At 67.4% G+C, this 25,264-nt stretch carries 17 protein-coding genes, 1 tRNA gene and 1 pseudogene; 14 read left to right on the top strand and 5 right to left on the bottom strand.

The window, feature by feature from the left end:
• Positions 1 to 279: 279 nt before the first annotated feature.
• Positions 280 to 1,845, top strand: a complete 1,566-nt coding sequence (locus EV667_RS13680; RefSeq protein ID WP_131836348.1) for a 2-isopropylmalate synthase — start codon at positions 280 to 282, stop codon at positions 1,843 to 1,845.
• 78 nt (positions 1,846 to 1,923) lie between these two features.
• Here EV667_RS13680 and EV667_RS13675 read toward each other — a convergent pair whose 3' ends face one another.
• The 4 genes and pseudogenes from EV667_RS13675 to pabB form a co-directional block, all read right to left on the bottom strand.
• On the bottom strand, positions 1,924 to 3,912 hold the full coding sequence (locus EV667_RS13675; RefSeq protein WP_131835867.1) for a DUF6600 domain-containing protein: 1,989 nt from the start codon (positions 3,910 to 3,912) through the stop codon (positions 1,924 to 1,926).
• Between the two features lie 189 nt (positions 3,913 to 4,101).
• Positions 4,102 to 4,887: an aminotransferase class IV gene (locus tag EV667_RS13670; RefSeq protein ID WP_131835866.1), complete on the bottom strand. Its 786-nt coding sequence runs from the start codon at positions 4,885 to 4,887 to the stop codon at positions 4,102 to 4,104.
• A 125-nt stretch (positions 4,888 to 5,012) separates the two neighbouring features.
• A pseudogene (locus tag EV667_RS13665) lies at positions 5,013 to 5,582 on the bottom strand (anthranilate synthase component II); the annotation flags it as partial.
• The gene (gene pabB, locus EV667_RS13660) at positions 5,579 to 6,994 is read right to left on the bottom strand and encodes an aminodeoxychorismate synthase component I (RefSeq protein ID WP_131835865.1); all 1,416 of its coding nucleotides are present in this window, start codon (positions 6,992 to 6,994) and stop codon (positions 5,579 to 5,581) included. The pseudogene EV667_RS13665 and the gene pabB, both read right to left, overlap by 4 nt.
• A gap of 265 nt (positions 6,995 to 7,259) precedes the next feature.
• On the opposite strand from pabB, the gene EV667_RS13655 reads away from it, so the two are divergent.
• The 6 genes from EV667_RS13655 (at position 7,260) to EV667_RS13630 (ending at position 12,350) form a co-directional block, all read left to right on the top strand.
• A complete protein-coding gene (locus EV667_RS13655; RefSeq protein ID WP_131835864.1) occupies positions 7,260 to 8,246 on the top strand; it encodes a tripartite tricarboxylate transporter substrate binding protein BugD in 987 nt (328 codons plus the stop codon).
• Between the two features lie 79 nt (positions 8,247 to 8,325).
• Positions 8,326 to 8,817 carry a tripartite tricarboxylate transporter TctB family protein gene (locus tag EV667_RS13650; protein WP_131835863.1) on the top strand — a complete coding sequence of 164 codons (492 nt, stop codon included), beginning with the start codon at positions 8,326 to 8,328 and terminating at the stop codon, positions 8,815 to 8,817.
• A 13-nt stretch (positions 8,818 to 8,830) separates the two neighbouring features.
• Positions 8,831 to 10,330 carry a tripartite tricarboxylate transporter permease gene (locus tag EV667_RS13645; RefSeq protein WP_131835862.1) on the top strand — a complete coding sequence of 500 codons (1,500 nt, stop codon included), beginning with the start codon at positions 8,831 to 8,833 and terminating at the stop codon, positions 10,328 to 10,330.
• A 158-nt stretch (positions 10,331 to 10,488) separates the two neighbouring features.
• Positions 10,489 to 10,564: transfer RNA gene (locus EV667_RS13640), tRNA-Lys, on the top strand.
• Between the two features lie 228 nt (positions 10,565 to 10,792).
• Positions 10,793 to 11,005, top strand: coding sequence for a hypothetical protein (locus EV667_RS13635; RefSeq protein ID WP_131835861.1), 213 nt, complete (start codon positions 10,793 to 10,795; stop codon positions 11,003 to 11,005).
• Positions 11,006 to 11,453: 448 nt separating this feature from the next.
• Positions 11,454 to 12,350 carry a transglutaminase family protein gene (locus EV667_RS13630; protein WP_131835860.1) on the top strand — a complete coding sequence of 299 codons (897 nt, stop codon included), beginning with the start codon at positions 11,454 to 11,456 and terminating at the stop codon, positions 12,348 to 12,350.
• 81 nt (positions 12,351 to 12,431) lie between these two features.
• Here EV667_RS13630 and EV667_RS13625 read toward each other — a convergent pair whose 3' ends face one another.
• Positions 12,432 to 13,529 carry an alkene reductase gene (locus EV667_RS13625; protein WP_131835859.1) on the bottom strand — a complete coding sequence of 366 codons (1,098 nt, stop codon included), beginning with the start codon at positions 13,527 to 13,529 and terminating at the stop codon, positions 12,432 to 12,434.
• Positions 13,530 to 13,729: 200 nt separating this feature from the next.
• Between EV667_RS13625 and pncB the strand changes: the two genes are divergently transcribed.
• The 7 genes from pncB (at position 13,730) to EV667_RS13590 (ending at position 25,242) form a co-directional block, all read left to right on the top strand.
• Positions 13,730 to 15,022 (top strand): nicotinate phosphoribosyltransferase, encoded by a 1,293-nt coding sequence (pncB, locus tag EV667_RS13620; RefSeq protein WP_131835858.1) that lies wholly within the window; start codon positions 13,730 to 13,732, stop codon positions 15,020 to 15,022.
• Between the two features lie 379 nt (positions 15,023 to 15,401).
• Positions 15,402 to 16,646 carry an SH3 domain-containing protein gene (locus tag EV667_RS13615; protein ID WP_131835857.1) on the top strand — a complete coding sequence of 415 codons (1,245 nt, stop codon included), beginning with the start codon at positions 15,402 to 15,404 and terminating at the stop codon, positions 16,644 to 16,646.
• Between the two features lie 129 nt (positions 16,647 to 16,775).
• Positions 16,776 to 17,783 carry a Gfo/Idh/MocA family protein gene (locus EV667_RS13610; protein ID WP_131835856.1) on the top strand — a complete coding sequence of 336 codons (1,008 nt, stop codon included), beginning with the start codon at positions 16,776 to 16,778 and terminating at the stop codon, positions 17,781 to 17,783.
• Between the two features lie 11 nt (positions 17,784 to 17,794).
• Complete coding sequence (locus EV667_RS13605; RefSeq protein ID WP_131835855.1) at positions 17,795 to 18,949, top strand: DegT/DnrJ/EryC1/StrS family aminotransferase; 1,155 nt, start codon at positions 17,795 to 17,797, stop codon at positions 18,947 to 18,949.
• 126 nt (positions 18,950 to 19,075) lie between these two features.
• Entirely contained in the window at positions 19,076 to 20,626 is a 1,551-nt protein-coding gene (gene murJ / locus EV667_RS13600; protein ID WP_131835854.1) for a murein biosynthesis integral membrane protein MurJ, read from the top strand.
• Between the two features lie 133 nt (positions 20,627 to 20,759).
• On the top strand, positions 20,760 to 22,049 hold the full coding sequence (locus EV667_RS13595; RefSeq protein ID WP_245516140.1) for an efflux RND transporter periplasmic adaptor subunit: 1,290 nt from the start codon (positions 20,760 to 20,762) through the stop codon (positions 22,047 to 22,049).
• Between the two features lie 16 nt (positions 22,050 to 22,065).
• Positions 22,066 to 25,242 carry an efflux RND transporter permease subunit gene (locus EV667_RS13590; RefSeq protein ID WP_131835853.1) on the top strand — a complete coding sequence of 1,059 codons (3,177 nt, stop codon included), beginning with the start codon at positions 22,066 to 22,068 and terminating at the stop codon, positions 25,240 to 25,242.
• Positions 25,243 to 25,264 lie beyond the last annotated feature (22 nt).

Below are 25,264 nucleotides of genomic sequence, written 5' to 3'. Positions count from 1 at the left end.
GCAACCTCGCGAGAGCCGAGCCGTGACGCTGTCGTCCGCCCGCCGTTCTTCCGCGACCCCGACCGCGCTGCGGTTTCCGGGGAAGGCTCTGCTTGCGTCCGGGCTCCTTCTTCTTAGCCGCCCCTGAGGGCCGGCCGGGCTTGACGCCTGGGCGCTCAGGGGATGACGCCTCCACCAGAAGCCGAACCGTCAGATTTGCACCGGACGATGCCTTGAGGGACCCAGAGCCCCGCGGCTCCCGGCGCCGGAGCCGAGAAGGAAGTCCCCATGGAAAACGCCATGTCCATCCCCCATGACCGCGTCGTCATCTTCGACACCACCCTGCGCGACGGCGAGCAGTGCCCCGGCGCCTCGATGACGCTGGAAGAGAAGCTGCAGGTCGCCGATCTCCTCGACACGATGGGCGTCGACGTGATCGAGGCCGGCTTTCCCATTGCCTCCAACGGCGATTTCGAGAGTGTCGCCGAGATTGCCCGCCGCACGAAAAAGGCGGTGGTCGCGGGCCTCGCCCGCGCCATTCCCGTCGACATCGCCCGCGCCGGCGAAGCGGTGAAGGGCGCGCGTCGCCCGCGCATCCACACCTTCGTCTCGACCTCGCCGATCCATCTGGAGCACCAGATGCGCAAGACGCAGGACCAGGTGATCGACATCATCACCGGCACGGTGGCGCAGGCGCGCAACCTCGTCGACGATGTCGAATGGTCGGCGATGGACGCCACCCGCACGCCAATCGACTATCTCCAGCGCTGCGTGGAAACGGCGGTGAAGGCGGGCGCCACCACCATCAACCTGCCCGATACGGTGGGCTACGCCACCCCGTCCGAATATGAGGCGATGTTCCGACAGGTGCGCGCCCATATCCTCGACCGGGTGCCCAATGGCGAGCAGATCGTGTTCTCCGCCCATTGCCATGACGATCTGGGCCTCGCGGTCGCCAATTCGCTGGCGGCGCTGGCCGGGGGGGCGCGGCAGATCGAGTGCACGATCAACGGCCTCGGCGAGCGCGCCGGCAATGCCGCGCTGGAAGAAGTGGTGATGGCCATCCGCACCCGTGGCGACGTGCTGCCCTATGCCACCGGCATCGAGGCGACCATGCTGACGCGCGCCTCCAAGCTGGTCTCGGCCGTCACCTCCTTCCCGGTGCAGTACAACAAGGCCATCGTCGGCCGGAACGCCTTCGCCCATGAGAGCGGCATCCACCAGGACGGCATGCTGAAGAACAACACCACTTACGAGATCATGACCCCCGACAGTGTCGGCGTGTCCAAGACCTCGCTGGTGATGGGCAAGCATTCCGGCCGCGCCGCGTTCCGCGACAAGCTGAAGGCGCTGGGTTACGAGCTGGGCGAGAACGCGCTGAACGATGCATTCAGCCGCTTCAAGGAACTCGCCGACCGCAAGAAGGTGGTCTATGACGAGGACATCGAGGCGCTGGTCGATCACGAGATCGCCGCTGCGCATGACCGCGTGAAGCTGGTGTCGCTGACGGTCATCGCCGGCACACATGGCCCTCAGCGCGCCACCATGAAGATGGAAGTGGATGGCGTCGTCATCACCGAGGAATCGGCCGGGAATGGCCCGGTGGACGCCACCTTCAACTGCATTCAGGCGATCATGCCGCATTCCGCCAAGCTGGCGCTCTACCAGGTCCACGCCGTCACCGAGGGCACGGACGCACAGGCGGAAGTGTCGGTGCGGCTGGAGGATGGCGACAAGGCCGTGACCGGGCGCGGTTCCGACCCCGACACGCTGGTCGCTTCGGCGCAGGCCTACATCATCGCGCTCAACAAGCTGGCGACCAAGCGCGGCAGCCTGAACGCGCAGGCCCAGCCGGCGGCGGAATAACCGTTTCAGCCAACGCGAGACACCCATGAACAACGAGAGCCCCGGCAATGCCGGGGCTCTTTTTGGTTCGGAAGTGGCTCACTGGGCGCCAGGCGGGACGGGAGGCTGGCCCGGGGGCTGGCCGCCCGACTTGCCGCCACCCGGCGGGCGCGGTTGACCGGGCGCCTGCTGCGGCTTCTGCTGACGCTGCTGCACCTGCTCCTGACGCTGCTGCTGCTTGGCGCGCTGCTGTTCCTGCTGGGCGTTCTGCTTCTGCTGGCGGTTCTGCTGGTTTTGCTGCTGCTTTGCGCGCTGCTGTTCCTGCTGGGCGTTCTGCTTCTGCTGCCGGTTCTGCTGATTTTGCTGCTGCTTGGCGCGCTGCTGCTCCTGCTGGGCGTTCTGCTTCTGCTGGCGCTCCTGCTGGTTCTGCTGCTGCTTTGCGCGCTGCTGTTCCTGCTGGGCGTTCTGCTTCTGCTGCCGCTCCTGCTGGTTCTGCTGCTGCTTGGCGCGCTGCTGTTCCTGCTGGGCGTTCTGATTCTGCTGGCGCTCCTGCTGGTTCTGCTGTTGCTTCGCGCGTTGCTGCTCCTGCTGTTCGCGCTGGCGCTCCTCAGCCCCCGTGCGAGGCTTGTCGGGCGCGCGAGGCGTCGAGGGACCGTCGCCCGCCTGCCCCTGCGAGGGGCCCGGCCGTGCCGGCGTGCCGCCCGCCGCGTCCGGCCGCTGGCCCGGAGTCCCGGGGCGCGTGCCCGGCGTTCCCGGCCGCGCATCGGGGCCACCGGGGCGCTGATCGGTCACTCCTGGCCGCGCATCGGAGCGCGTGCCCGGCGCACCCGGCCTCGCATCCGGGCCTGCGGGGCGCGCGTCCGGCCCGCCTGGGCGACCCGGAACGCCGCCCGGTGCGAAGCCGGCGGGACGCGCCTTCTGCGCCCGCTCGGCCCGCTGGCGCTGTTCGGCCTGCATTTTCTCGAAGTTCTGGCGGCGCTTCTCCAGCGCCTCGCGCTGCGCCCGCTGGAAGGCGTCGGCGCGGGCCTCGGCCTGCCGGCGCTCGTCGCGCAGCCCGTCCGCCCGGTCGCGCTGGAGGTCGCGGACCTCGCGGCGGTAGCGGTCGGGATTTCCGAAGCGCTGGTCGCGCAGTTCGCGCCGGCGGTCCGGCTGCAACAGGTTTAGCAGCGCCACGGAGGGGGCGAGAAAGCCCGGCACGTCGCGATCCTCGCGCACATATTGGCGGATCAGCGGGCGGCGATCGGGCTCGATCTCGCGGACATAGCGCGGCGGCGGCCCGCGCCGGTCGCCAAAGTCGAGGCGCGGGGCGAAGATGCCCAGCGCGCTGCTGCGCGGATCATAGAACACGTCGTCGCGCCGTTCGACATAATAGACCTCGCGGGTGACGAGGCGCTCGCGGATGGGAGCGGCATAGACGTCGGTGCCGAAGCCGCGATTAACGTAGTAGCCGTCGTCCCAGCTCGGCTCATAGATGTCGGGAGCCGCCTCGAGATACACGTTGATCTCCGGGATCGGCGCGACATGCACCGCCAGGTTCTCCTCGGCGATGTAGCGATCCTCGACGAACACCCAGCTCTCCGCCACCGGCGCGGCATAGTGGTCGGGCCGACCGACGGCGTAGCCGGGCCGGTCCGGGGCGATGGGCGCCCAGCCGGTCTTGCCGCCGCCGCGGCGCCACGTCACCCAGGCCGGTGCCCAGGTGTCGCCCGGCACCCAGAACCAGCCATAGGCGGGATCATAGCCCCAGCGTCCGTAATGATAGGTCGCCCAGCCGAACGGCTCGAAGGATTCCCAGTACCAGCCATAGGCGTCCGTCCACACCCAGCGCCCTTCCTGATAGGGCCGCCAACCGGGGCCGACATCGGACGGGATGAACACATACTGGTACTCGGGATGCGCCACCCATGTGCCGAACTGGCCGAGCTGGTCGTAGAACAGATCGACGTCCATCGTCGCGCCGCCACCCTGCGGGCCGGCCTGTGCCAGCTGCATCGGGGCGTTCTGCGCGGTTGCGGGGAGCGTGGCGACGCCCGCAAGAAGGCTCGCGCCAAGTCCGGCGACAAGTAGTGGGCGATTCAGGCGAAGCATGGGCACCTCCGGCGGCTTTGCAGTGGTCTTTAACGCCGTTGTGGGCCGAAGGTTGCAAATAATCCGGCAGCGGCCCACCCTTTCAGCAAGGTGGATTTTCGAGCGTGATAGATCGCGTCAAAAATATGATGACAGCTTGTTCGCAAGCATCCGGCCGGAACTCGCCTAGGGTTAAGTTGACGTGGGGCGTTATCTTAAGTCGTCCAGGCCGTTCCGTACGATGTCCTGCAACTTGCGGACGATATCGCCGCCGTCCCCGAGTAAAACGCCATCCAGCGAGCGCACCGGCCGCAGGAAGCGCACCGAATTGGTGAGGAACACCGCGTCCGCACCGGCCAGAGCCTGCGGCGCCAGCGGGCGCTCCTCCACGCTGAGCCCGAGCCGTGGCGCGGCCTCAATCACCAGCGCGCGCATGATGCCCGGCAGGCAGCCCTCGGCCAGCGAGGGGGTGATCAGCCGCCCGGCGATCAGCGCGAACATATTGGCGATGGTGGTGCAGGCGACGCGCCCCTGCGTGTTGAGGATCAGCGTGTCGTCCACTCCCGCCAGCGCCGCCTCTCGTGCGGCAAGGATGTGGTCGAGATAGCCCAGCGTCTTGAGATTGGAGGTGGGCGAGAACTCGTTGCGCCGGCCGCTCGCCGTGATGAGCCGCGCCGGCTGTCCGAGCAGGGAAGGGCTCCAGGGCGTTGTGGCGACGATGAGGGTCGGCGCGCCGGAACTCGCCGGCCACAGGCCGCGCGCGGCGGTTCCCCGCGTCACAGTGGTCCGCAGGATCAAGGGCGACGGGGTGAGGGCGGCCTCCATCGCGGCCTCGATGGCCGTGGCCTCGATCGTGATGCCGATCCGCTGCGCCGCCGCCACCAGCCGCGCGACATGGCGGTCGCGGGCGAAAACGACGCCTCCCAGCGCCAGCGCCGTATCGAACACGCCGTCGCCGAGGGTGAAGCCGCGATCCTCGCTGCTGATCGAGGTCATCGCACGGTGCCGCCGTTACCATTCCCCGTGGGGTAGAGGTCGGCGCGCAGCGTCGGGTGAGGGGAGGTGGCGATGGGGTGAGCGGGCGCCCCCTCGCCCCATCGGGCTCCCTGATGGAGAGAGGAGGCTTCTCGCGCCAGCGCCAGAAAATTCGCCATCAGCTCGTAGCCCTGCGGGGTCAGCACCGATTCCGGGTGGAACTGCACGCCGTAAGTCGGGTGGCTGCGATGGGCGAGGCCCATGATCTCGCCATCCTCGCTCCAGGCGGTGGCGATGAGGGGCGAGGCGTCGTCCAGTTCCACCGCCAGCGAATGGTAGCGCCCGGCGGGGAAGGGCGAGGGCAGGCCGGCGAACACGTCGGAGCCGGCATGGCGCAGCTGCGAGGCGCGCCCGTGCATCGGCTCTCTCGCCCGCACCACCCGCCCGCCAAACGCCTGGCCGATGCACTGGTGCCCGAGGCAGATGCCGAGAATAGGCAGCTTGCCCGACAGCGCGCGCACCGCCTCCAGCGAGATTCCCGCCTCATCGGGCGAGCAGGGGCCGGGCGAAATCACCAGCGCCTCGGGTGCGCGCGCCTCGATGGACGCGATGTCCACTGCGTCGTTGCGGGCCACTTCCACCTGCGCGCCCAGCTCGGTGAGGTAGCGCGCGACGTTGAAGACGAAGCTGTCGTAATTGTCGATGAGTAGGATCACGAAAGCGCCTCCGGCATGAAGGCGCGAAACAGCCGCTCGGCCTTGGTCAAGCTCTCGGCATGCTCGGCGGCGGGGTCGGAGAGCGTGGTGATGCCGCCGCCGACGCCGAAGCTCGCGCGGCCGCCTTCCACCGTCACGGTGCGGATGGCGATGTTGAAATCCATCGTGCCGTCGAAGCCGATATAGCCGATCGAGCCGCAATAGACCCCGCGCGGCCGTCCCTCCAGTTCGCGGATGATCTCCATGGCGCGGATCTTCGGCGCGCCGGTGATCGAGCCGCCGGGGAACGAGGCGGCCATCAGGTCCAGCCCGTCACGGCCCTCCTGCAGCGTGCCGGTGACAACCGAGACGAGGTGGTGGACATTGGCGTAGGTCTCCAGCCCGCACAGGCGCGGCACCTTCACCGAACCGGGCCGGCACACGCGCGAGAGATCGTTGCGCAGCAGGTCGACGATCATCACGTTCTCGGCTCGGTCCTTCTCGCTGGTGGTCAGCGCCCGGCCGCGAAAGGCATCGAGCGTCGGCTCCACCGAGCGCGGCACGGTGCCCTTGATCGGGCGCGTCTCGACCTCCGCGCCGTCGAGCTTCACGAAGCGCTCGGGCGAGGAGGAGGCGATGATCCGGTCCTCGTTGACGATCAGCGCGGCGAAGGTCGCCGGGTTGGCGCGGCGCAACTGGTCATAGAAGGCGAGGGGGTCGACTTCGCCCACCTCCGCCGCGAAACGCTGGGTGAAATTGGCCTGGAAGATGTCGCCGGCGCGGATGTAGTCGATCACCCGTGCCACCGCGCGGCGGTAGCTCTCGGCGTCGAAATTGGAGCGCCATTCCCGGGCCAGCACCGGGGCGCCGAGCGGCGCTTCGGGCAGGGCAAGCCGCGCGCTGGCCTGCTCCAGCCTCTCGCGGGCGCGGCGGGCGCGGAGGGCGGGGTCGCTCTCCGGCCAGCCGGTGGAGATGAGGAAGGCGCGTTCCGCCACGACATCGAAGGCGACGACGAGGTCGTAGAAGCCGAGATCGACCTCCGGCCCCTCGCCGGGCTCGGGCTGCGCGGTGGGGAAGCGGTCGAACAGGCGGCCGGCCTCATAGGCGATATAGCCCGCCGCGCCGGCCTGGAAGGCGGCCTCGCCCGGCAGGCGCGGTTGCGCGTAGGTCTTCAGCCGCGTCCGCAAGGCCTCCAGCGGGGCGCCGGCCTCGCGCTCGCCGTTCCAGCGCGGCACGCCCGCTTCCACGCGGAAGCGGCCGAAGGGCTCGGCCATGAGATAGGACCAGCGCCCCAGCACGGGATGGCGCATCGCGCTGTCGAGAAAGGTCAGCCCCGGCACGGCCGCACCCTCGCCACGGCCTAGGCGGCGCGCAGCCTGCCAGGGCTCCTGCCAGGCGATTTCGACGACGAGGGGTGGCGGCTGCTGAATCATGCACGGAATATGGAACGTCGCGGCGCGGCTTCCTAGAGCGGCGACACGCGCGGTGTCCCCGACGCCGGCATTTCGCATCTGCGAAGAGTTTTCCGGGTCGAAGCGTTCTCGGGAGCGAAGAGTTTTTATGCCCGAAAGGTTTCTAGGCCAAAGAGATACTTGACGCTGGGTTGCGCGGGTGGTGGCCTTAGCGCCCGATAAAATGGCGCTCGCGATACGGGCGCTGGTTACATCAAACCTGATCAATAAGTCTCGGGAGGGACGCATGACGAATTTCAAGGGGGCCGCCGCCGCTCTGGCGGCGCTGACGCTCGCCGCCCTGCCGCTGTCGGCGGCGAAGGCGCAGGATTTCCCGAACCGTCCGGTAACGATGGTCGTGCCGTTCGCGGCCGGCGGCCCCACCGACACGGTGGCGCGCCTCATCGCCGAATCGATGTCGCGCACCCTTGGCCAGCAGGTCGTGGTGGAAAATGTCGGCGGTGCCGGCGGCACGCGCGGCGCCGGGCAGGTGGCGAAGGCCACCCCCGACGGCTACACGGTTCTTCTCCACCATATCGGCCAGGCGACCTCCGCCACGCTGTACCGCAAGCTGCCCTATAATGTGCTGACCGATTTCGAGGAGGTGGGCCTCGTCACCGACGTGCCGATGACGGTCATCGGCAAATCGGCGCTGGAGCCCAAGGACGCGGCCGAGCTGATCGCCTATGTGAAGGCGAACAAGGACGCGGTGATCTACGGCAATGCCGGTGTCGGTTCCGCCTCGCATCTGTGCGGCATGCTGTTCATGTCGGCGCTGGGCACGCAGATGACGACCGTTCCCTATCAGGGCACGGGTCCGGCCATGAACGACCTCGTCGGCGGGCAGATCGACCTGCTGTGCGACCAGACCACAAACACCACCGGCCAGATCAAGGCCGGCAAGGTGAAGGCCTATGGCGTCACCACCAAGACCCCGGTTAAGTCGCTGCCGGACATCCCGACCCTCGACTCCGCCGGCCTGCCCGGCTTCGAGGTGGCGGTGTGGCACGGCATGTACGCGCCCAAGGGCACGCCCAAGGCCGAAATCGACAAGCTGAACGCCGCCCTCGTCGCCGCGCTGCAGGACCCCAAGGTGATTTCCCGCTTCGCCGATCTCGGCACGGAGCCGGTGGCGCTGGAGCGTGCCACGCCTGACGTGCACCAGAAGTTCCTTGAGGCGGAAGTCGCCAAGTGGAAGCCGGTGATCGAGCAGGCCGGCGTGTTCGCCGACTGAGCCTTTTCCCTCCTCCCGCCGGTCCGTCGCCCTGCGCGCGCGGGCCGGCGTTTCACGTCCCGGCGGCGGAAAAGGTGCCATGACGCGCTTTGTCAAAAATCCGAAGGAGGTCGCGAGCGGCCTGCTGATCGTTTTCCTGGCGGCCTTCTTCGCCTGGCAGGCCATGGAACTTCCCATGGGGCGCGCCATCCGCATGGGGCCGGGCTATTTCCCGATGATCCTTGCGGGACTGCTGGGTTTTCTCGGCATCATCGTTCTGCTCTCCGGCCTCACGCTTCGCCCGGTGGAGGCGCAGGACGAGACGCAGAAGATCGGCTTCTGGCACTGGCCGTGGGTACCGCTGGGGCTGGTCACGCTCGCCGTTGTGGTGTTCGGCCTCGGCATCCGCCCGCTCGGCCTTGGCCCCTCCATGGGGTTGGCGGTGTTCCTCTCGACGATGGCGAGCCGGCGCTTCAAGCTGACGACCGCGCTCCTGTCATCCTTCATCATGGTCGCGTTCTCCTGGGCCGTGTTCATCAAGGGGCTCGGCCTGCCGCTGCCCATGTTGGGCCCGTGGCTCGGCGGTTACTGAGGGAGAGACGTCCATGGAAATCTTCGACAATCTCGCCCTCGGCTTCTCCGTCGCGGTCACGTTCCAGAACATCTTCTACTGCTTCATCGGCGTGCTTCTGGGCACGCTCATCGGCGTGCTGCCGGGCCTTGGGCCGGTGCCGACCATCGCCATGCTGCTGCCCATCACGTTCGGCCTGCCGCCGGTCTCGGCGCTGATCATGCTGTCGGGCATCTATTACGGCGCGCAATATGGCGGCTCGACCACGGCGATCCTGATCAACCTGCCGGGCGAGAGCTCGTCGGTCGTCACCGCCATCGACGGCTACCAGATGGCGCGCCAGGGCCGCGCCGGCGCGGCGCTCGCAACGGCCGCCATCGGCTCGTTCTTTGCCGGCTCGGTGGCCACTTTCCTCCTCGCCGTCTTCGCCCCTCCGCTCGCCGATCTTGCCTTGAAGTTCGGGCCGCCAGAGTATTTTGCGCTGATGGTGCTCGGACTTGTCGCCTCCGTCGCGCTGGCCTCCGGTTCGGTGGTGAAGGCGCTGGCGATGGTGGTGCTCGGCATCCTGCTCGGCCTTTCGGGGCAGGACGTCTACACCGGCACCCCGCGCTTTACGTTCGACATGCTGGAACTGGCGGACGGCATCGAGTTCGTGGCGCTGGCTATGGGCGTGTTCGGCATTGGCGAGATCGTGCGCAATCTGGAGGACGAGCACACCCGCACCGTCATGGTGCAGAAGGTGAAGGGGCTGCTGCTGTCGCGGGACGATATCAAGCGCATCATCGGCCCCATCCTGCGCGGAACCTTCCTAGGCTCCTTCCTCGGCATCCTGCCGGGCGGCGGGGCGATCCTGTCGTCGTTCTCGGCCTATTCGATCGAGAAGAAGATCTCCCGGCACCCCGAGCAGTTCGGCAAGGGCGCCATCGAAGGCGTGGCGGGGCCGGAGGCGGCCAATAATGCCGGCGCGCAGACTTCCTTCATCCCCATGCTGACCCTCGGCATTCCGTCGAACCCGGTGATGGCGCTGATGATCGGCGCGCTCATCATTCAAGGCATCGTCCCCGGCCCGAATGTGGTGAATGAACAGCCGGACCTGTTCTGGGGCATCATCGCCTCGATGTGGATCGGCAATTTCATGCTGGTGGTGCTGAACCTGCCGCTCATCGGCATCTGGGTCCGGCTGCTCACCGTGCCCTACCACATCCTGTTTCCGCTGATCGTCGGCTTCTGCTGTATCGGCGTCTACAGCGTGAACAACAACGCCATCGATGTGTTCACCATGGCCCTGTTCGGGGTCGTCGGCTACGTGCTGGTGAAGCTGGACTGCGAGCCGGCGCCGCTGCTGCTGGGCTTCATCATCGGGCCGATGCTGGAAGAGTATCTGCGCCGCGCCATGCTGATCTCGCGCGGCGACCCGACCGTGTTCTTCACCCGGCCGATCTCCGCCACCATGCTGGGGCTGGCGATCCTCGCGCTGGTGGTCGTGCTGCTGCCCTCCGTGCGCAAGAAGCGCGAGGAGGCGTTCCAGGAATAGTGCCGGGACGAGCTGGCCGGCGGCGTCGGCGGATGTCGCCTGCGGGCGTGTTCCCGGGGAGGCCTGTGGAAAGATCAGGAAGCCGGGCTGTCCCTATGGACACACCCATAGGCCTCTGCTACACGACCCCCCGTCCGCAAGGCCACGGTCTGCGGCGGGGGCGCATAGCTCAGTTGGTAGAGCAGCTGACTCTTAATCAGCGGGTCCTAGGTTCGAGCCCTAGTGCGCCCACCAAATTCCGGTCCTTCGGAGTTTTGGCGGAAACCAAGACGAAGCCAACTTCGTCCATCCCCTGTTTTTTCATCCGTGTCCGGGCCGCGCGTCGCCTTTCAAGCGGCGCGGGGCCAGCGGGTTTTCCGGCCAGGATAGCCACCACCCCGCGCGCCCAAGGCGCTGCCGGGCAGGGGGCCGCAAGGCGGGTGGGGTCCCGGCGATCCCGGCCGTACCGCTCGGGAGGGCGACATGATCGACCAGTCTTCCATGCTCTGTGCCCATTGCCAGCGCTGCGGGCGGCGTTCCGTCCTCGGGCGCGTGGACACGGCCGCGCTGACGTCCACGGCCAATGGCGAGGCACCGCCGCGCCTGCGCTGCGACATGTGCGGAGGGCGGCAGGTCAAGCTGTTCAACGCCAACGGTCCGGTGGAGATGCTCGCCTTCCTCAACGGCCGCATCTGATCGGCGGGACGCCGACGCCCCGCTTCGGCTCGAACGAAACCGCAGCTTGCGCGTTAGGCGTTCAATCAGGCGAACAGGTGAGCGCGCGATGTCAAATCCCAACACGAATTTTGGCTCTTCCAACCGGGGGCCTTTCACAGAGAGCGGTTCAACCAACCAGGGGTCGTCAGGTGGGCCGGGCGCGCCGTCCTCCAGCTCCGCGACCGGCTCGACAGCTTCGTCTGGCGCCTCGACGCTGGGTGAGCGTACGGGCCCGCGTCCGTCCGAGGCCATCGCCCGCGCGGCGTCGCTCGGGCAGGAGCCCGTCCAGCGTTATTCCTTCCGCGCGCTGGTCGCGATGGGCTTCCTCGGTTTTGCCGTCGGCCGCATCTTCTCACGCTGACCTTCCACGCCAGCCTCGCACGACGGGCGGTGGAGAGGTCCTCACCGCCCGGACCGGAATTCGATCATGCAGACCCTGAACGTCCGACACGTCACCCAGTATACCTATGCCAACCCGGTCACGTTCCAGCCGCATCGGCTCATGCTGCGCCCGCGGGACAGCCATGACCTGCGGTTGGTGGGAGCCAATATCTCGCTGTCTCCGCACGGAAAGATGCGCTGGATGCACGATGTGTTCGGCAATTCCGTTGCGGTGGTCGATTTTCTCGAACCGTCCAACGAGTTGAAGATCGAGAGCGTGCTTACGCTGGAGCGTTATGGCCTGGGCGGGCTCGACTTCGAGATCGAGGAACGCGCGACCACCTACCCCTTCGTCTATTCCCCGGATGACCGCATCGACCTCGGCCGCATGCTGGACCCTCATCATCCTGACCCGAATGGCGAGCTGGAGGCGTGGGCGAAGGGATTTGTCGCTGCCCGGTCGACCGACACCATGGCGCTGCTCACGGACATCAACAACAGCATCCACCGGGGCTTCAGCTATAATCTGCGCTTCGAGGAAGGCACCCAGCCTCCACTGGAAACGTTGAGGCTGGGCACCGGCTCCTGCCGGGATTTCGCGCTGCTGCTCATCGAGACGGCGCGGGCCCTCGGCTTCGGGGCGCGCTTCGTGACCGGCTATCTCTATGACCCCGCTCTCGACGGGGGAAATTCCGCCGTGGTCGGCGCCGGCGCCACCCATGCGTGGGCCGATATCTACCTGCCCGGCGCGGGCTGGGTGGAGTTCGATCCGACCAATGGCACGATTGCCGCCGACAACCTCATCCGTGTCGCCGTGACCCGCGATGCGAGCCAGGCGGTGCCGGTGGCGGGCGGGTTCACCGGCCTGACCGGCGATTATCTCGGCATGACGGTGGATGTATCCGTGCGCTCCGTGCGGCCGGAAGAGCCGCTGGCCGCCTGACGGCAATGCCTCGATGTGGAAAAGGCCCGCCAGATGGCGGGCCTTTTTTATGCGCTGGTGGTGCCGTTTGAGACGAGCCGCTCAGCAGCCCGTGCTCTCCAGCGTGGGGTAATCGGTGTACCCCTTGGCGTCGCCGCCATAGAGGGTATCGCGGTCGAGCTCGTTGAAGGCGACATCGCGGCGCATGCGCTCCACCGCATCGGGCGACGAGATGAACGGCTTGCCGAAGGCGACGAGGTCGGCCTTGCCGGTGGCGACGGCCTCTTCCGCCATCGCCTTGTCGTAACCGTTATTCACCATCCAGGCGCCGGTGAAGCGGGCACGCAGGGCCTCGAAATCGAAGTCCGGCACGATGTCGCGCGGGCCGCCGGTGGCGCCTTCGATCATGTGCACATAAACCGGGTGGAGGCTCTCCACCACGTCCATCACATGGTTGAACAGGGGCTGCGGATCGCTGTCCGAGAGATCGCTGGCCGGCGTGACCGGCGAGAGGCGCAGGCCGGTTCGCTCGGCGCCGATCTCGCCGATCACCGCCTCGAGAACCTCCTTCAGGAAGCGGGTGCGGTTCTCGATCGAGCCACCATAGGCATCAGTGCGCTTGTTGGCGCCGTCGCGCAGGAACTGGTCGATCAGATAGCCATTGGCGCCGTGAATCTCCACGCCGTCGAAGCCGGCGCGAATGGCGTTGGCCGAGGCCTTGCGGAAATCGTCGACGATCCCCGGGATTTCCTCCAGCAAAAGCGCGCGCGGCTCGTCGACGTCGGCAAAGCCGTTATTCGCATAGGTCTTGGTGTTGGCGCGAACAGCGGAAGGGGCGAGGGGGGCGGCACCGTCCGGCTGAAGCGAGCGCAGCGAGACGCGCCCGACATGCCAGAGCTGCACGAAGATATGACCGCCGGCGGCATGCACGGCGTCGGTGATCTTTTTCCAGCCCTCGATCTGCGCCTCGGTAAAGATGCCGGGCGTGTCCTGGTAGCCCTGTGCCGTCGCCGAGATCTGCGTCGCCTCGGTGATGATGAGGCCGGCGGTGGCCCGTTGGCGATAATACTCGACCGCAAGCGGCGAGGGGACGAGGCCGGCGCCGGCCCGGTTGCGCGTCAGCGGAGCCATGACGATGCGGTTGGCGAGGATGACGTCGCCGAGTCGGTAAGTGTCGAAAAGGGATTTCGTGGCAGCCAAGATACGCTCCTGTCGAGGAAGTGCCCTGTAGGTGAGTACGGGCGTCAGAGCGCACTTAAGCATCGGATCGGCCGTTCCAAGGGCCTGATCGCAGGCGGGCACTGAATGTGCGGGCAAGTCGGCGACGCCGACTTCGGCGTGGCCTGCAATTTCGGCCGGCATGCTCTAGAAGGGGTGGCCGGGCAAACGGGGCCTACCGCATGATCGACATCGCGACTCGCGTCTATAACCACACCTGGAAGATCGACCCGATCGTCCGCTCCGTGCTCGACACGGACTTCTACAAGCTCCTGATGGCGCAGACGATCTACCGCCGCCATTTTCATACGCGCGTCACGTTCGGCATCATCAACCGCACGAAAAGCGTGCGGATCGCCGACTTCGTCGACGAGGGCGAACTGCGCGAGCAACTCGACCATGTGCGCACCCTGTCGCTCACGCGCGGGGAGTCGACCTGGCTGCGCGGCAACATGTTCTACGGCAAGCGCCAGATGTTCTCGCCGGACTTCATCGCCTGGCTGGAGACCTTCCGCTTCCCCGCCTATCATCTCGAAAAGCGCGACGGGCAGTATGAGCTGACCTTCGAGGGACCGTGGATCGAGACCACCATGTGGGAAATCCCGGCGCTCGCCATCATCAACGAGCTGCGCTCGCGCGCCGTGCTGCGCAGCATGGGCCGGTTCGAGCTGCAGGTGCTCTATGCCCGCGCCATGACCCGCGTCTGGGAGAAGGTGGAGCGGCTGAAGGCGCTGGGCGGCGCGGGCGTCGCCGATTTCGGCACCCGCCGCCGGCACGGCTATCTCTGGCAGGACTGGTGCGTGCAGGCGATGATGGAAGGGCTCGGCGAGCGCTTCCTCGGCACTTCGAACTGCCTGATCGCGCTGCGTCGCGAGGTGGAGGCCACCGGCACCAACGCCCATGAACTGCCCATGGTCTACGCCGCTCTCGCCGAGACCGACGCCGAACTGGCACAGGCCCCCTACAAGGTGCTCGCCGACTGGCAGGAGGACTATGAAGGCAATTTGCTGGTGATCCTGCCCGACACGTTCGGCACCAGCCATTTCCTCGCGCAGGCGCCGGACTGGGTCGCGGGCTGGACCGGCATCCGCGTCGACAGCAAGGACCCGATCGAGGGCGGCGAGGAGGCGCTGCGCTGGTGGCGGGCACGGGGGCAGGACCCGACGCAGAAGCTCGCCATTTTTTCGGACGCGCTCGACATTGGCGACATCGAACGCATCTACCGGCACTTCCAGGGCCGCCTGCGGATGGGCTTCGGCTGGGGCACGCTGCTGACCAATGATTTCCGCGGCTTTGCCCCCGAAGGGCGACTCGATCCCATCTCCATCGTCTGCAAGGTCATCTCCGCCGATGGACAGCCGACGGTGAAGCTCTCCGACAACCCCACCAAAGCCATGGGGCCGCCCGAAGAACTGGCACGCTACCAGCGAATATTCGGCGAGCTGACCGCGCCGGCGCGGGCGGTGCTGGTGTAAGGGCGCAGGCCCGTTTCCCACAACTTATTGCATCTGTTGATCTAATTTGACGATGGAGGCGCCGGGCGGGGCCAAGAGTTGCCGCAATCTTTGTTCATAAGGAAATTTCCGGCATGTGACATTCTTGCATCAAGGTGCAAAGTGCCGGTAAGTTGTCACCCGTCGCATACGAAGGCGGATTACGGAACTCGGTCGGGGGCCTTCGGGCGCCGGCCCGAATGGACTGGAAGAACGCATGCGTAGTGGTCAGCGCCACGCCCCCGAGCTGGCCGTCAGTGTCCCCGGACACTGCCGGCGCCTGCACCGTGCAGTCGCTTCCTCCCTTACGGCTTCTTCCGTGCTTCCCCGCCTTTTCCCCGTAGCGTAGAGTCCCCGCGCCATGCCAACGTCATCGCAGCAGCCGCGCGGAACCGGGCTCTCCTCCTCTCTGATTTCCGATTTCCGGACCATCGTCAGTTCCCTTGAGCAGGAAAAAGCCGACCGCAATGGCGGCGGCCCGGGCAGCGAGAGCCCGCCCGTTGCTCGCCCCCAGGCAGAGGCTGAACCGCGCTCATTCGGCGATGTCCGCAGCCGTATCGCGGCGCTGGGCGATGTGAGCGGCGTGCTTGGCGCCCGCTCGGCGGCGCCGAAGCCGGAGCCGGCCGCGGCTTCCGCGGCCGAATCGGCTCAGGCCGCCCGCCGGCGCAGCTTCGGCAGCGCGGCGCGCCAGCCGGGCGAAGCCGAGACGCGGCGCAAGCGCAGCGCTTCCAAGGACGTCATCACCTGGCAGCGCCTCGGTGTGCTCGCGGTCTTCATGGCGGTGGTCGGCGGCGGTGCCGTCGCGCTGCAATCGTTGGCCGCTCGCGAGGAGGCGAAGGTCGCGCCCGAGGTGATCGGCAACGCGGCGGTGGCAAGCGTCGCGCCCTCCGCCCTTCCGTCCGACACTGCGAGCGGCCCGGCCACGGCTGTCGCGGCGGTCGAGGTCGAGCCCGCTGCGCCGAGCCCGGCGGCCTCCTCGGCGCTGGTCAACGCCATGCCGGGCAACAGCCTGCCGCCTCTTCTGCGCAACGCGACGGAGCCCCTCGACGCGGCAGGCGGATCGCTGCCCGTCACCGCCTTCGCCGCCACGCCGGCGGATGCCGGCCCCCTGTCGGGCCCGGTGGTTCCGGAAGCGGCGCGGGCCGAGCCGGCCATGGCCTCGATCGAGTTGACGGCGGCTCCTGCCGAGTCCGCGGCCACGCCGGTGGCGCTGCCGAAGGAAATTCCTCTCCCGCCTTCGCGCGCCCGCGAACGGCAGGTAGCCGCGCTTGCGGCCCCGCCAGCGGAGGATCAGCCTGCCGCCCCGGCCGAGGCCGCCGAGGAAGGCTACATGCCCGCAGGGTTCGGCGGCGAGCCGATCGGCACCGCCGTGACCCGCCGCCCCGTCACCATGCGGGCCGCGCCGAAACGGGGTGCGGCGGCCATCGGCACTTTGCCGGCGGGCCAGAAGGTGGATCTCGTCGTCTGCCAGCAATGGTGCGAGATCATCGTCGAGGGCAAGCGCGTCTTCGTCTACAAGAGCTTCATCGACGCGGGCGGCACGGCGGGCTCCGCTGCCGCTGCGGAAGGGGCTGGCGCGACCCCCGAGGATGCCGCCGCCGAGTGAGCGGGGCCGTAACAGGTTGAAGCAATTAGTGAAGCCTTTGAGCGGCTTTGCGATTCGGCCTCTCTCGCCACGCTTGGGGGCGCGTGTTAGACCCCCGACCACGATTTCAGATGATAAGGATATGCGCGCATGGTTCAGGACCCGGGCGGGGCTTCAATGCCCGTTCGCGTCGGCGTCGTCGGCGTCGGCATAATGGGTTACAACCACGCCCGCGTGCTCACCGACCTGCCGGGCGCCGAACTGGTCGGTATCGCCGATCCGGATGTCGGTCAGCGCGAGAAGGCGGCGGCCCTGCTGGGCTGCCGGGCCTTTGCCAGCCTTGAAGAACTGGTGGCGGAGGGGGCTGACGCGCTGATTATCGCGGCTCCCACCCATCTGCACCACGATGTCTCGCTCGCTGCCATCAATGCCGGCATGCATGTGCTGGTCGAAAAGCCGATTGCGCCCAGCGTCGCCGAGGCCGAGGCGATCGTCGCCGCCGCCAAGGCAAGGGGCGTCGCGCTGGTCGTCGGCCATGTCGAGCGGTTCAATCCGGCGGTCGAGGCGGTGAAGAACGCCATTCGCGACGAGGAGATCCTCTCCATCGCCATCACCCGCGTCGGCCCCTTTCCGCCGCGCATGTCGAATGTCGGCGTGGTGATCGACCTCGCGGTGCACGATATCGACCTGATCTGCCATTTCACCGGCTCGCACATCGTCGACGTCCAGCCGCAGGTGAAGGCGGCGGTGGCGGCGCGCGAGGACATCGCGCTGCTTCAGTTCCGCACCGCCAACGGCGTGCTGGCGCACATCAACACCAACTGGCTGACGCCCTTCAAGGCGCGCACCGTGCATGTCGCCACCCGCAAGAAGTATGTGATCGGCGACCTGCTCACCCGGCAGGTGACGGAGTATTTCGACTACAAGCCGGATGGCAGCTATTCGATGCGCCACCTTCCCGTGGCCTATGCCGAACCGCTGCGGCTGGAGTTGCTGCGGTTCCTGGAAGCCGTGCGCGGCGGTTCGGCCCCGGCGGTGACAGGCGAGGACGGCGTCGCCGCGATTGCCACGGCGATGCGCTGCCTCGAAGCGCTGGAGCCCACGCCCGCCGAGCCCACGCCCGCCGAGCCGACGTCGCTGCGCGCCAGCGTGGCTTGAGAGGAAGACCGATGAATTCGCATGTGACGACCGAACTGGCGCCGATCCCCTTTGTCGACATCGCCGCCCAGCGCGCGCGGCTCGGCAGCCGCATCGACGACGCCGTGGCGCGGGTTCTCAACCATTGCCGGTTCATCAACGGGCCCGAGGTGACGGAGTTCGAGCAGCAGCTCGCCCGATTCGCCGGCGCGAAGCATGCGATCGCCTGCTCCAGCGGCACGGACGCGCTGGCCATGATCCTCATGGCCTGGGGCGTCAAGCCGGGCGATGCGGTGTTCTGCCCGGCCTTCACCTTCTGCGCCACCGCCGAGGTGGTGCCGTGGGTGGGGGCGACCCCGGTCTTCGTCGACATTTTGGAAGACACCTTCAACATGGACCCCGCCAGCCTCGAAGCGGCCATTGCGGTTGCCAGGCGCGAGGGCCTGACCCCCAAGGTCGTGGTGCCGGTCGACCTGTTCGGCCAGCCGGCCGACATGGATGCCATCGAGGCCATAGCCAAGGCGCATGGCCTCAAGGTGCTGTGCGATACCGCGCAGGGTTTTGGCGCCACCTGGAACGGCCGCCGCACCGGCTCCTTCGGCGACGCCACCGCCACCAGCTTCTTCCCCGCCAAGCCGCTCGGCTGCTATGGCGATGGCGGCGCGGTGCTGACCGATGACGACGACCTCGTGCCGGTTCTGAAAAGCGTGCGCGAGCATGGCCAGGGCGTCGACAGATATGAGAATGTGCGTCTGGGCATGACCGGCCGGCTCGACACCATCCAGGCGGCGGTCCTGCTGGAGAAGCTGGCGATCTTCGAGGACGAGATCGCTGCCCGCCAGCGCGTCGCGGCCCGTTATGAGGCGGCGCTGGCGGATGTGTGCACGGTGCCCGCCGTCGATCCGCGCGCCACCTCGGTCTGGGCCCAGTACACGATCCGCCTGCCGCACGGCGTGCGCGACGGGCTGGTGGCGGCGCTGCAGAAGGATGGCGTGCCCACGGCGGTCTATTATCGCCTGCCCATGCACCATCAGCCGGCCTATGCGCAGTTCCCCATTGCGGGCAACGGCCTGCCGGTGTGCGAGCGGCTGGCGGGCGAGGTGATCAGCCTGCCCATGCATCCCTATCTCGATGAGGCCGCACAGGACCGGGTCATTGCTGCTGTGCGCCGCGCGCTCGGCGCCTGATACCCGGCCGCCTGACGCCTGACGGGACTGGCGAGGATAGGGCGGGGAGGCTAGCTTTCCGCCCGCATTCGCATTCCGAATCCCGGTCGGGGCTTCCGGCAGCCTCAACCCTTCCGTCGGCACCCCATGATTCGCAGCATCTTCACCGTCGGCGGCTGGACGCTTCTCTCGCGGCTGACGGGCTTCGTCCGCGACATCGTCATGGCCGCCGTCATCGGCGCCGGGCCGCTGGCGGATGCGTTCTACATCGCCTTCCGCCTGCCCAACCATTTCCGCTCTATCTTCGCCGAGGGGGCGTTCAACACCGCCTTCATTCCCGCCTATGCCCGCGTGAAGACAGTGCAGGGCGAGGCGAAGGCCCGGCATTTCGCCGACGGCATCCTCACCGGCGTGGTGCTCGTGCAACTGGCGATCCTTGCGGTCGCGGTGCTGGCGACCGACTGGGTGGTGGCGACGCTGGCGCCGGGCCTGTCGACCGATCCCGAGCGTTTCGCCCTCACGGTGGATTTCACCCGCATCACCTTTCCCTATCTCGGGCTGATCGCGGTGGTGACGCTGGTCGGCGGCGTGCTCAACGCCAATGACCGATTCTGGGCGGCGGCTGCTGCGTCGATCCTGCTCAACGTCGCCATGGTCGCCACATTGAGCATGGCGGGACTGTTTCCCACGGCGGGCCACGCGGCGGCGTGGGGCGTGCTGATCTCGGGCTTCCTGCAGCTCGGGCTTCTCGTGTTCGACGCCGAGCGCCATGGCCTCGGCCTGCGCTTCGGCCGGCCAAGGCTCGACCCGGAGGCGCGTGCCTTCCTGATCGCGCTGGGCCCGGCGATCATCGGCTCGGCTGGGGTGCAACTGGCGCTGTTCGCCGATACGATCATCGCTTCCTTCCTGCCGGACGGCGCCGTGGCGGCGCTGTTCTATGCCGACCGCATCAACCAGCTGCCGATCGGCGTCGTCGGCATCGCAGCGGGCATCGTGCTGCTGCCGGAGATGTCGCGGCGCATCGCGGCGAACGACTTTGATGGAGCGCGCTTCTCCCAGTCGCGGGCCATCGAGCTGACGCTGCTGCTGGTGCTGCCCTTCCTGGCTGCCGCTCTGACGATCCCCGAAATCATCATGCGCGGTCTGTTCATGCGCGGCGCGTTCACGGCCGAGGCGGCGGCGTCGGCCGGGGCGACGCTGGCGGCCTATGGCATCGGGCTCGCGCCCTTCGTGGTCGTGCGCGCCTTCATGGCACCGTTCTATGCGCGGGGCGATACACGCACCCCCGTCCTGGCAACTCTCGGGGCCGCGGTGGTCAATATCGGCCTCAAGGTGCTGCTGATGGACACGCTCGCGCAGGTCGGGCTCGCCTTCGCGACCTCGATGGGCGGCTGGATCACCGTGCTGGTGCTGGCCTTTCTCGCCTATCGTCGCGGCTATGAATGCGGCGACGCTCAGTTGTGGCGTAGCCTGCCGCGCCTCGCGCTGATCGGGGCCGCCATCGCGGCGACCCTGTTCGCGGCGGCGCGGTTCGTCGGGCCTTATCTGTCCGCCTTCACCCAAGGCCGCGACGAGGCGTTGCTGGCATTGTGCGTTGCGGCGGGAGGCACGGTCTACGCGGCCCTGGTACTGGCGCTGTTTGGGCGCCGCTACCTCAGGGGGCTCCTGCGCGGCCGACCGCCGGCGGTGCCGAGCTGACGATTTATTGCCTACGCAGTGCAGCATAATTGTGGTACTTCGACCGGCGTCTTAGGCTCCGGGCGGGGTGGTCTGCGAACGCAAATGCGGGACACGGTCCCGAACTGCCCGAAGAGCCTTCTCGGAGACGGACATGATGACCGCGCTGCCGCGCCTTTCCCTCGCTGCACTTTCTCTCGCCGCTCTGGCGCTGGCAGGCTGCTCCGAATCGAACCAGGCGCAACAGGGGGCGCCGCCGCCGCCGACCGTTACGGTGGCCCACCCGACCACGCGCACCGTCACCGATTACGACGAATATGTCGGTCGCTTCGCTGCCGTCGATCTGGTCCGAGTCTATGCGCGGGTGTCCGGTTACCTCGAAAAGATCAATTTCACCGACGGCCAGGTGGTGAAGCAGGGCGACCTGCTGTTCTCCATCGACAAGCGCCCCTTCCAGGTCGCGCATGACCAGGCCGAGGCCAATCTGCAGCGTGCCCAGGCCGAGCTGGACTTCGCCCAGTCAGACCTCCAGCGCGCCCAGACACTGATCGACGACAAGACGTCAAACGCCATTTCCAAGCAGGCCTACGACCAGCGGCTGCAAAGCGAGCGCACCGCGCGCGCCGGCGTCGCGGCAGCCCAGGCGGCACTGCAGGCAGCGCAGCTCGACCTCGACTTCACCGATCTGCGTTCGCCGGTGACCGGCCGCATTGGCGACCGCCAGGTGTCGGTGGGCAATCTGGTGACGGGCGGTTCGGGTGGCACCAACACCAACACGCTGCTGGCCACCATCGTCTCGCTCGATCCGATCTACTTCCAGTTCACCTATGACGAGGCCTCCTATCTGCGCTACCAGCGCATGTCCAAGGAGTTGGGCGACAAGGGCCAGTCGATCCCGGTCAAGCTGGGGCTGATCGACGAGAAGGGCTTCACCCATGAGGGCGTGCTCGACTTCGTCGACAACCAGATCAGCGAGGACACCGGCACGATCCGTGGCCGCGCCACCTTCTCCAATCCCGATGCCGTCTTCACCCCCGGCATGTTCGGTCGCATCCAGGTGCCGTCCTCGGCGCCGCGCGAGGCGGTGCTGGTGCCGGACGTTGCCATCGGCACCGAACAGACACGCAAATTCGTCTATGTGCTGCAGCCCGGCGACAAGCCGCAGGCGCCGCAGATGAAATATGTCACGCTGGGCCGCGCTTATGAGGGCCAGCGCGCCGTCACCGGCGTCACCAAGGACGACCTCGTCGTGGTCAACGGGCTGATGCGTATCCGCCCCGGCGCACAGGTAGTCGGAAAGCTGGAGGCGCCGGCCGCTCCGGCCCCGGCAGCCGCACCTGCCGCCGCGCCCACGGGAACGGCAGACGCCGCGAAGACGCCGCCTCTGGAGTCGCCTGCTGCGGCGCCGCCGGCGACGCCTTCCACCACCCCGTCCGCGAACTGAGCGCGGAGGCGGTCCCATGCGGTTCTCTCACTTCTTCATTGATCGCCCGATCTTCGCCTCGGTGGTGTCCATCGTGGTGATGATCCTGGGCGCCGTGGCCTATGTGGCGCTGCCCGTCGCGCAATATCCCGACATCGCGCCGCCGGTGGTCAATGTCACCGGCCAGTATCCGGGCGCAAGCGCCGAGACCGTGGCCGACACCGTGGTCGCGCCGATCGAGCAGCAGATCAACGGTGTCGAGGGGATGCTCTACATCTCCTCCAACTCGACGGCGGACGGCCGCTTTTCCATCGCGGTGACGTTCGACATCGGCACCGACCTCGATATCGCGCAGGTTCAGGTGCAGAACCGTGTTGCCACCGCGACGCCGCGCCTGCCGCAGGACGTGCAGCAGATCGGCGTGACGGTCGCCAAGTCCTCGCCCGATATCCTGATGGTGGTGAGCCTGTTCTCGCCGGACGATTCGCGCGACTCGCTGTTCATCTCCAACTACGCCAACCTGCAGATCAAGGACCAGCTCCAGCGGGTAACGGGTGTCGGCTCGATCACGGTGTTCGGCTCGCGCGACTATGCGATGCAGATCTGGCTCGATCCGTTGCGGCTGCAGGCGCTGAACCTGACGGCGGGCGATGTGACCGCCGCCCTGCAGGCACAGAACCTGCAGGTCGCCTCGGGCGTGCTGAATGCGCCTCCGGTGCCGAACCAGATGGGCTTCCAGGTGGCGGTGCGGACCCTCGGGCGGCTTTCGACGCCGGAGGAGTTCGGCAATATCGTCGTGCGCGAAACCGGCAACGCCGTGGTGCGGCTGCGCGACGTGGCGCGGATCGGCATCGAGGCGCAGGACAATTCCTCGATCTCCTATTTCGACTCCAAGCCCTCCGTGGCGCTGGGCATCTTCCAGCTGCCGGGCTCGAACGCGCTGGCCACCGGCGAGGCGATCCAGAAGGCCATGGTCGAGATCGCCAAGAGTTTTCCGGCGGGGCTTGCCTATTCCACCGCCTATAATCCGACCCAATTCATCGCCGAATCCGTCAGTGCGGTGGAGCACACCATCATGGAGGCCATCGTCCTGGTGGTCATCGTGGTGATCCTGTTCCTGCAAAGCTGGCGCGCGGCGATCATCCCGATCCTGGCCATTCCGGTCTCGCTGATCGGCACGTTCTTCATCATGAGCCTGTTCGGGTTCTCGCTGAACAACCTGTCGCTGTTCGGCCTCGTGCTGGCGATCGGCATCGTGGTGGACGATGCGATCGTGGTGGTGGAGAGCGTGGAGCACAACATCTCCACCGGCCTCAGCCCGCGCGATGCCGCCTACAAGACCATGGACGAGGTGGGCGGCGCGCTGGTGGCGATTTCGCTGGTGCTGGCCTCGGTGTTCATTCCCTCGGCCTTCATCACCGGCATTTCCGGCGAGTTCTACCGGCAGTTCGCGCTCACCATCGCCGGCTCGACGCTGATCTCGCTGATGGTGTCGCTGACCCTCTCGCCGGCCATGTGCGCGCTGCTGCTGAAGGCGCACAAGGGCGCCGGCCACAAGCCGGCCTGGTATGCGCGGCCCTTCACCGGCTTCTTCCACTACTTCAACAAGGGCTTCGATGGCGTCTCGCGCGGCTATGGCTGGCTGACCAGCAAGCTGGTGCGGATCGCCGTCGTGGTGCTGCTGGTCTACATCGCCATTCTGGCCGGCGGTTTCCAGCTGTTCCGCACCACGCCGCAGGGCTTCATCCCGGCGCAGGATCGCGGCTATCTCATCGTCGCGGCGCAGCTTCCCGGCGGCGCGGCGCTCTCGCGCACCAATGAGGTGATGACCAAGGCCGCCCAGGAAGTTCTGGCGACCCCCGGCGTGGCGCATGTGGTCAACATCGTCGGCTTCTCCGGCGCCACCTTCACCAATGCGCCCAACGCCGGCGCGATGTTCGTCATTCTCGGACCGGCGGCCGAGCGTGCCGAGCACGCCGGGCAATCCGCAGCCGCGATTCAGGGAACGCTGTTCGGCAAGCTCGCCTCGGTGGAAGAGGCGCAGATGATCGTCGTCATGCCGCCGCCGGTTTCGGGCATCGGCAATGCCGGCGGCTACCGCATGATGATCGAGGATCGCGGCGGGCGTGGCTATGAGGCGCTGCAAGGCGCGGTCTATGCCATGATGGGCGCGGCCAACCAGACACCCGGCCTCAAACAGGTCTATTCGCTGTTCGAGACCTCGACGCCGCAGCTCTTCCTCGACATCGACCGCACCAAGGCGCAACTGCTGGGCGTCAACATCGCCGACGTGTTCTCGACCCTGCAGACCTATATCGGCTCGTCCTATGTCAACGACTTCAACCTGTTCGGCCGGACGTACCGCGTGCAGGCGCAGGCCGACGCTCCCTACCGGCTGACCCCGGACGACCTGTTGCGCCTGCGGGTGAAGAACGCGGAGGGGCAGCTTGTGCCGCTTGGCTCCTTCACGACGGTGAACGACATCTCTGGCCCCTATCGTGTGCCGCGCTACAATCTGTATCCGGCAGCGGAGCTCGACGGCGACACCATGCCGGGGACCTCTCAGGGGCAGGCGATCCAGAAGATGGAGCAGATCGCCGCCCAGACGCTGCCGGACGGATTCGCCTATGAGTGGACGACGCTCGCCTACCAGCAGGTGAGGGCGGGCAACACCGCTATCTTCGCCTTCGCGCTAGGCGTGGTTTTCGTCTTCCTGGTGCTGGCAGCACAATATGAGAGCCTCACGCTGCCGCTGGCGGTGATCCTCATCGTCCCCATGTGCCTGATCGCCGCCGTGGTGGGCATCCAGATACGAGGGCAGGACAATAATATCCTGAGCCAGGTGGGATTCATCGTGCTCATCGGCCTGGCGGCGAAGAACGCCATCCTGATCGTGGAGTTCGCCAAGCAGCTGGAGGATCGGGGGCATAACCGCTTCGACGCCGCCACCGAAGCCGCCCAGCTGCGCCTGCGGCCCATCATCATGACCTCGCTGGCGTTCATCTTCGGTGTGGTGCCGCTGGTGATCGCCACCGGCGCCGGCGCCGAGCTGCGCCAGTCGCTGGGCACGGCGGTGTTCTCCGGCATGATCGGCGTGACCATCTTCGGGCTGCTGTTCACCCCGACCTTCTACGTCGTCGCCCGCTGGATCGCGGGCTTCGGCGAGCGCCGCCGCGCCCGCAAACAGGAAGCGGCGGCACCTTCGACGCACTGACCCGGCTCGCCCGGCTGCGCGT

Origin of the sequence: Ancylobacter aquaticus (genome assembly GCF_004339465.1) — a bacterium.
Classification (GTDB): domain Bacteria; phylum Pseudomonadota; class Alphaproteobacteria; order Rhizobiales; family Xanthobacteraceae; genus Ancylobacter; species Ancylobacter aquaticus.
Note: the sequence above shows the minus strand (reverse complement) of the source record. Positions and strands in the feature narration are given on the sequence as shown.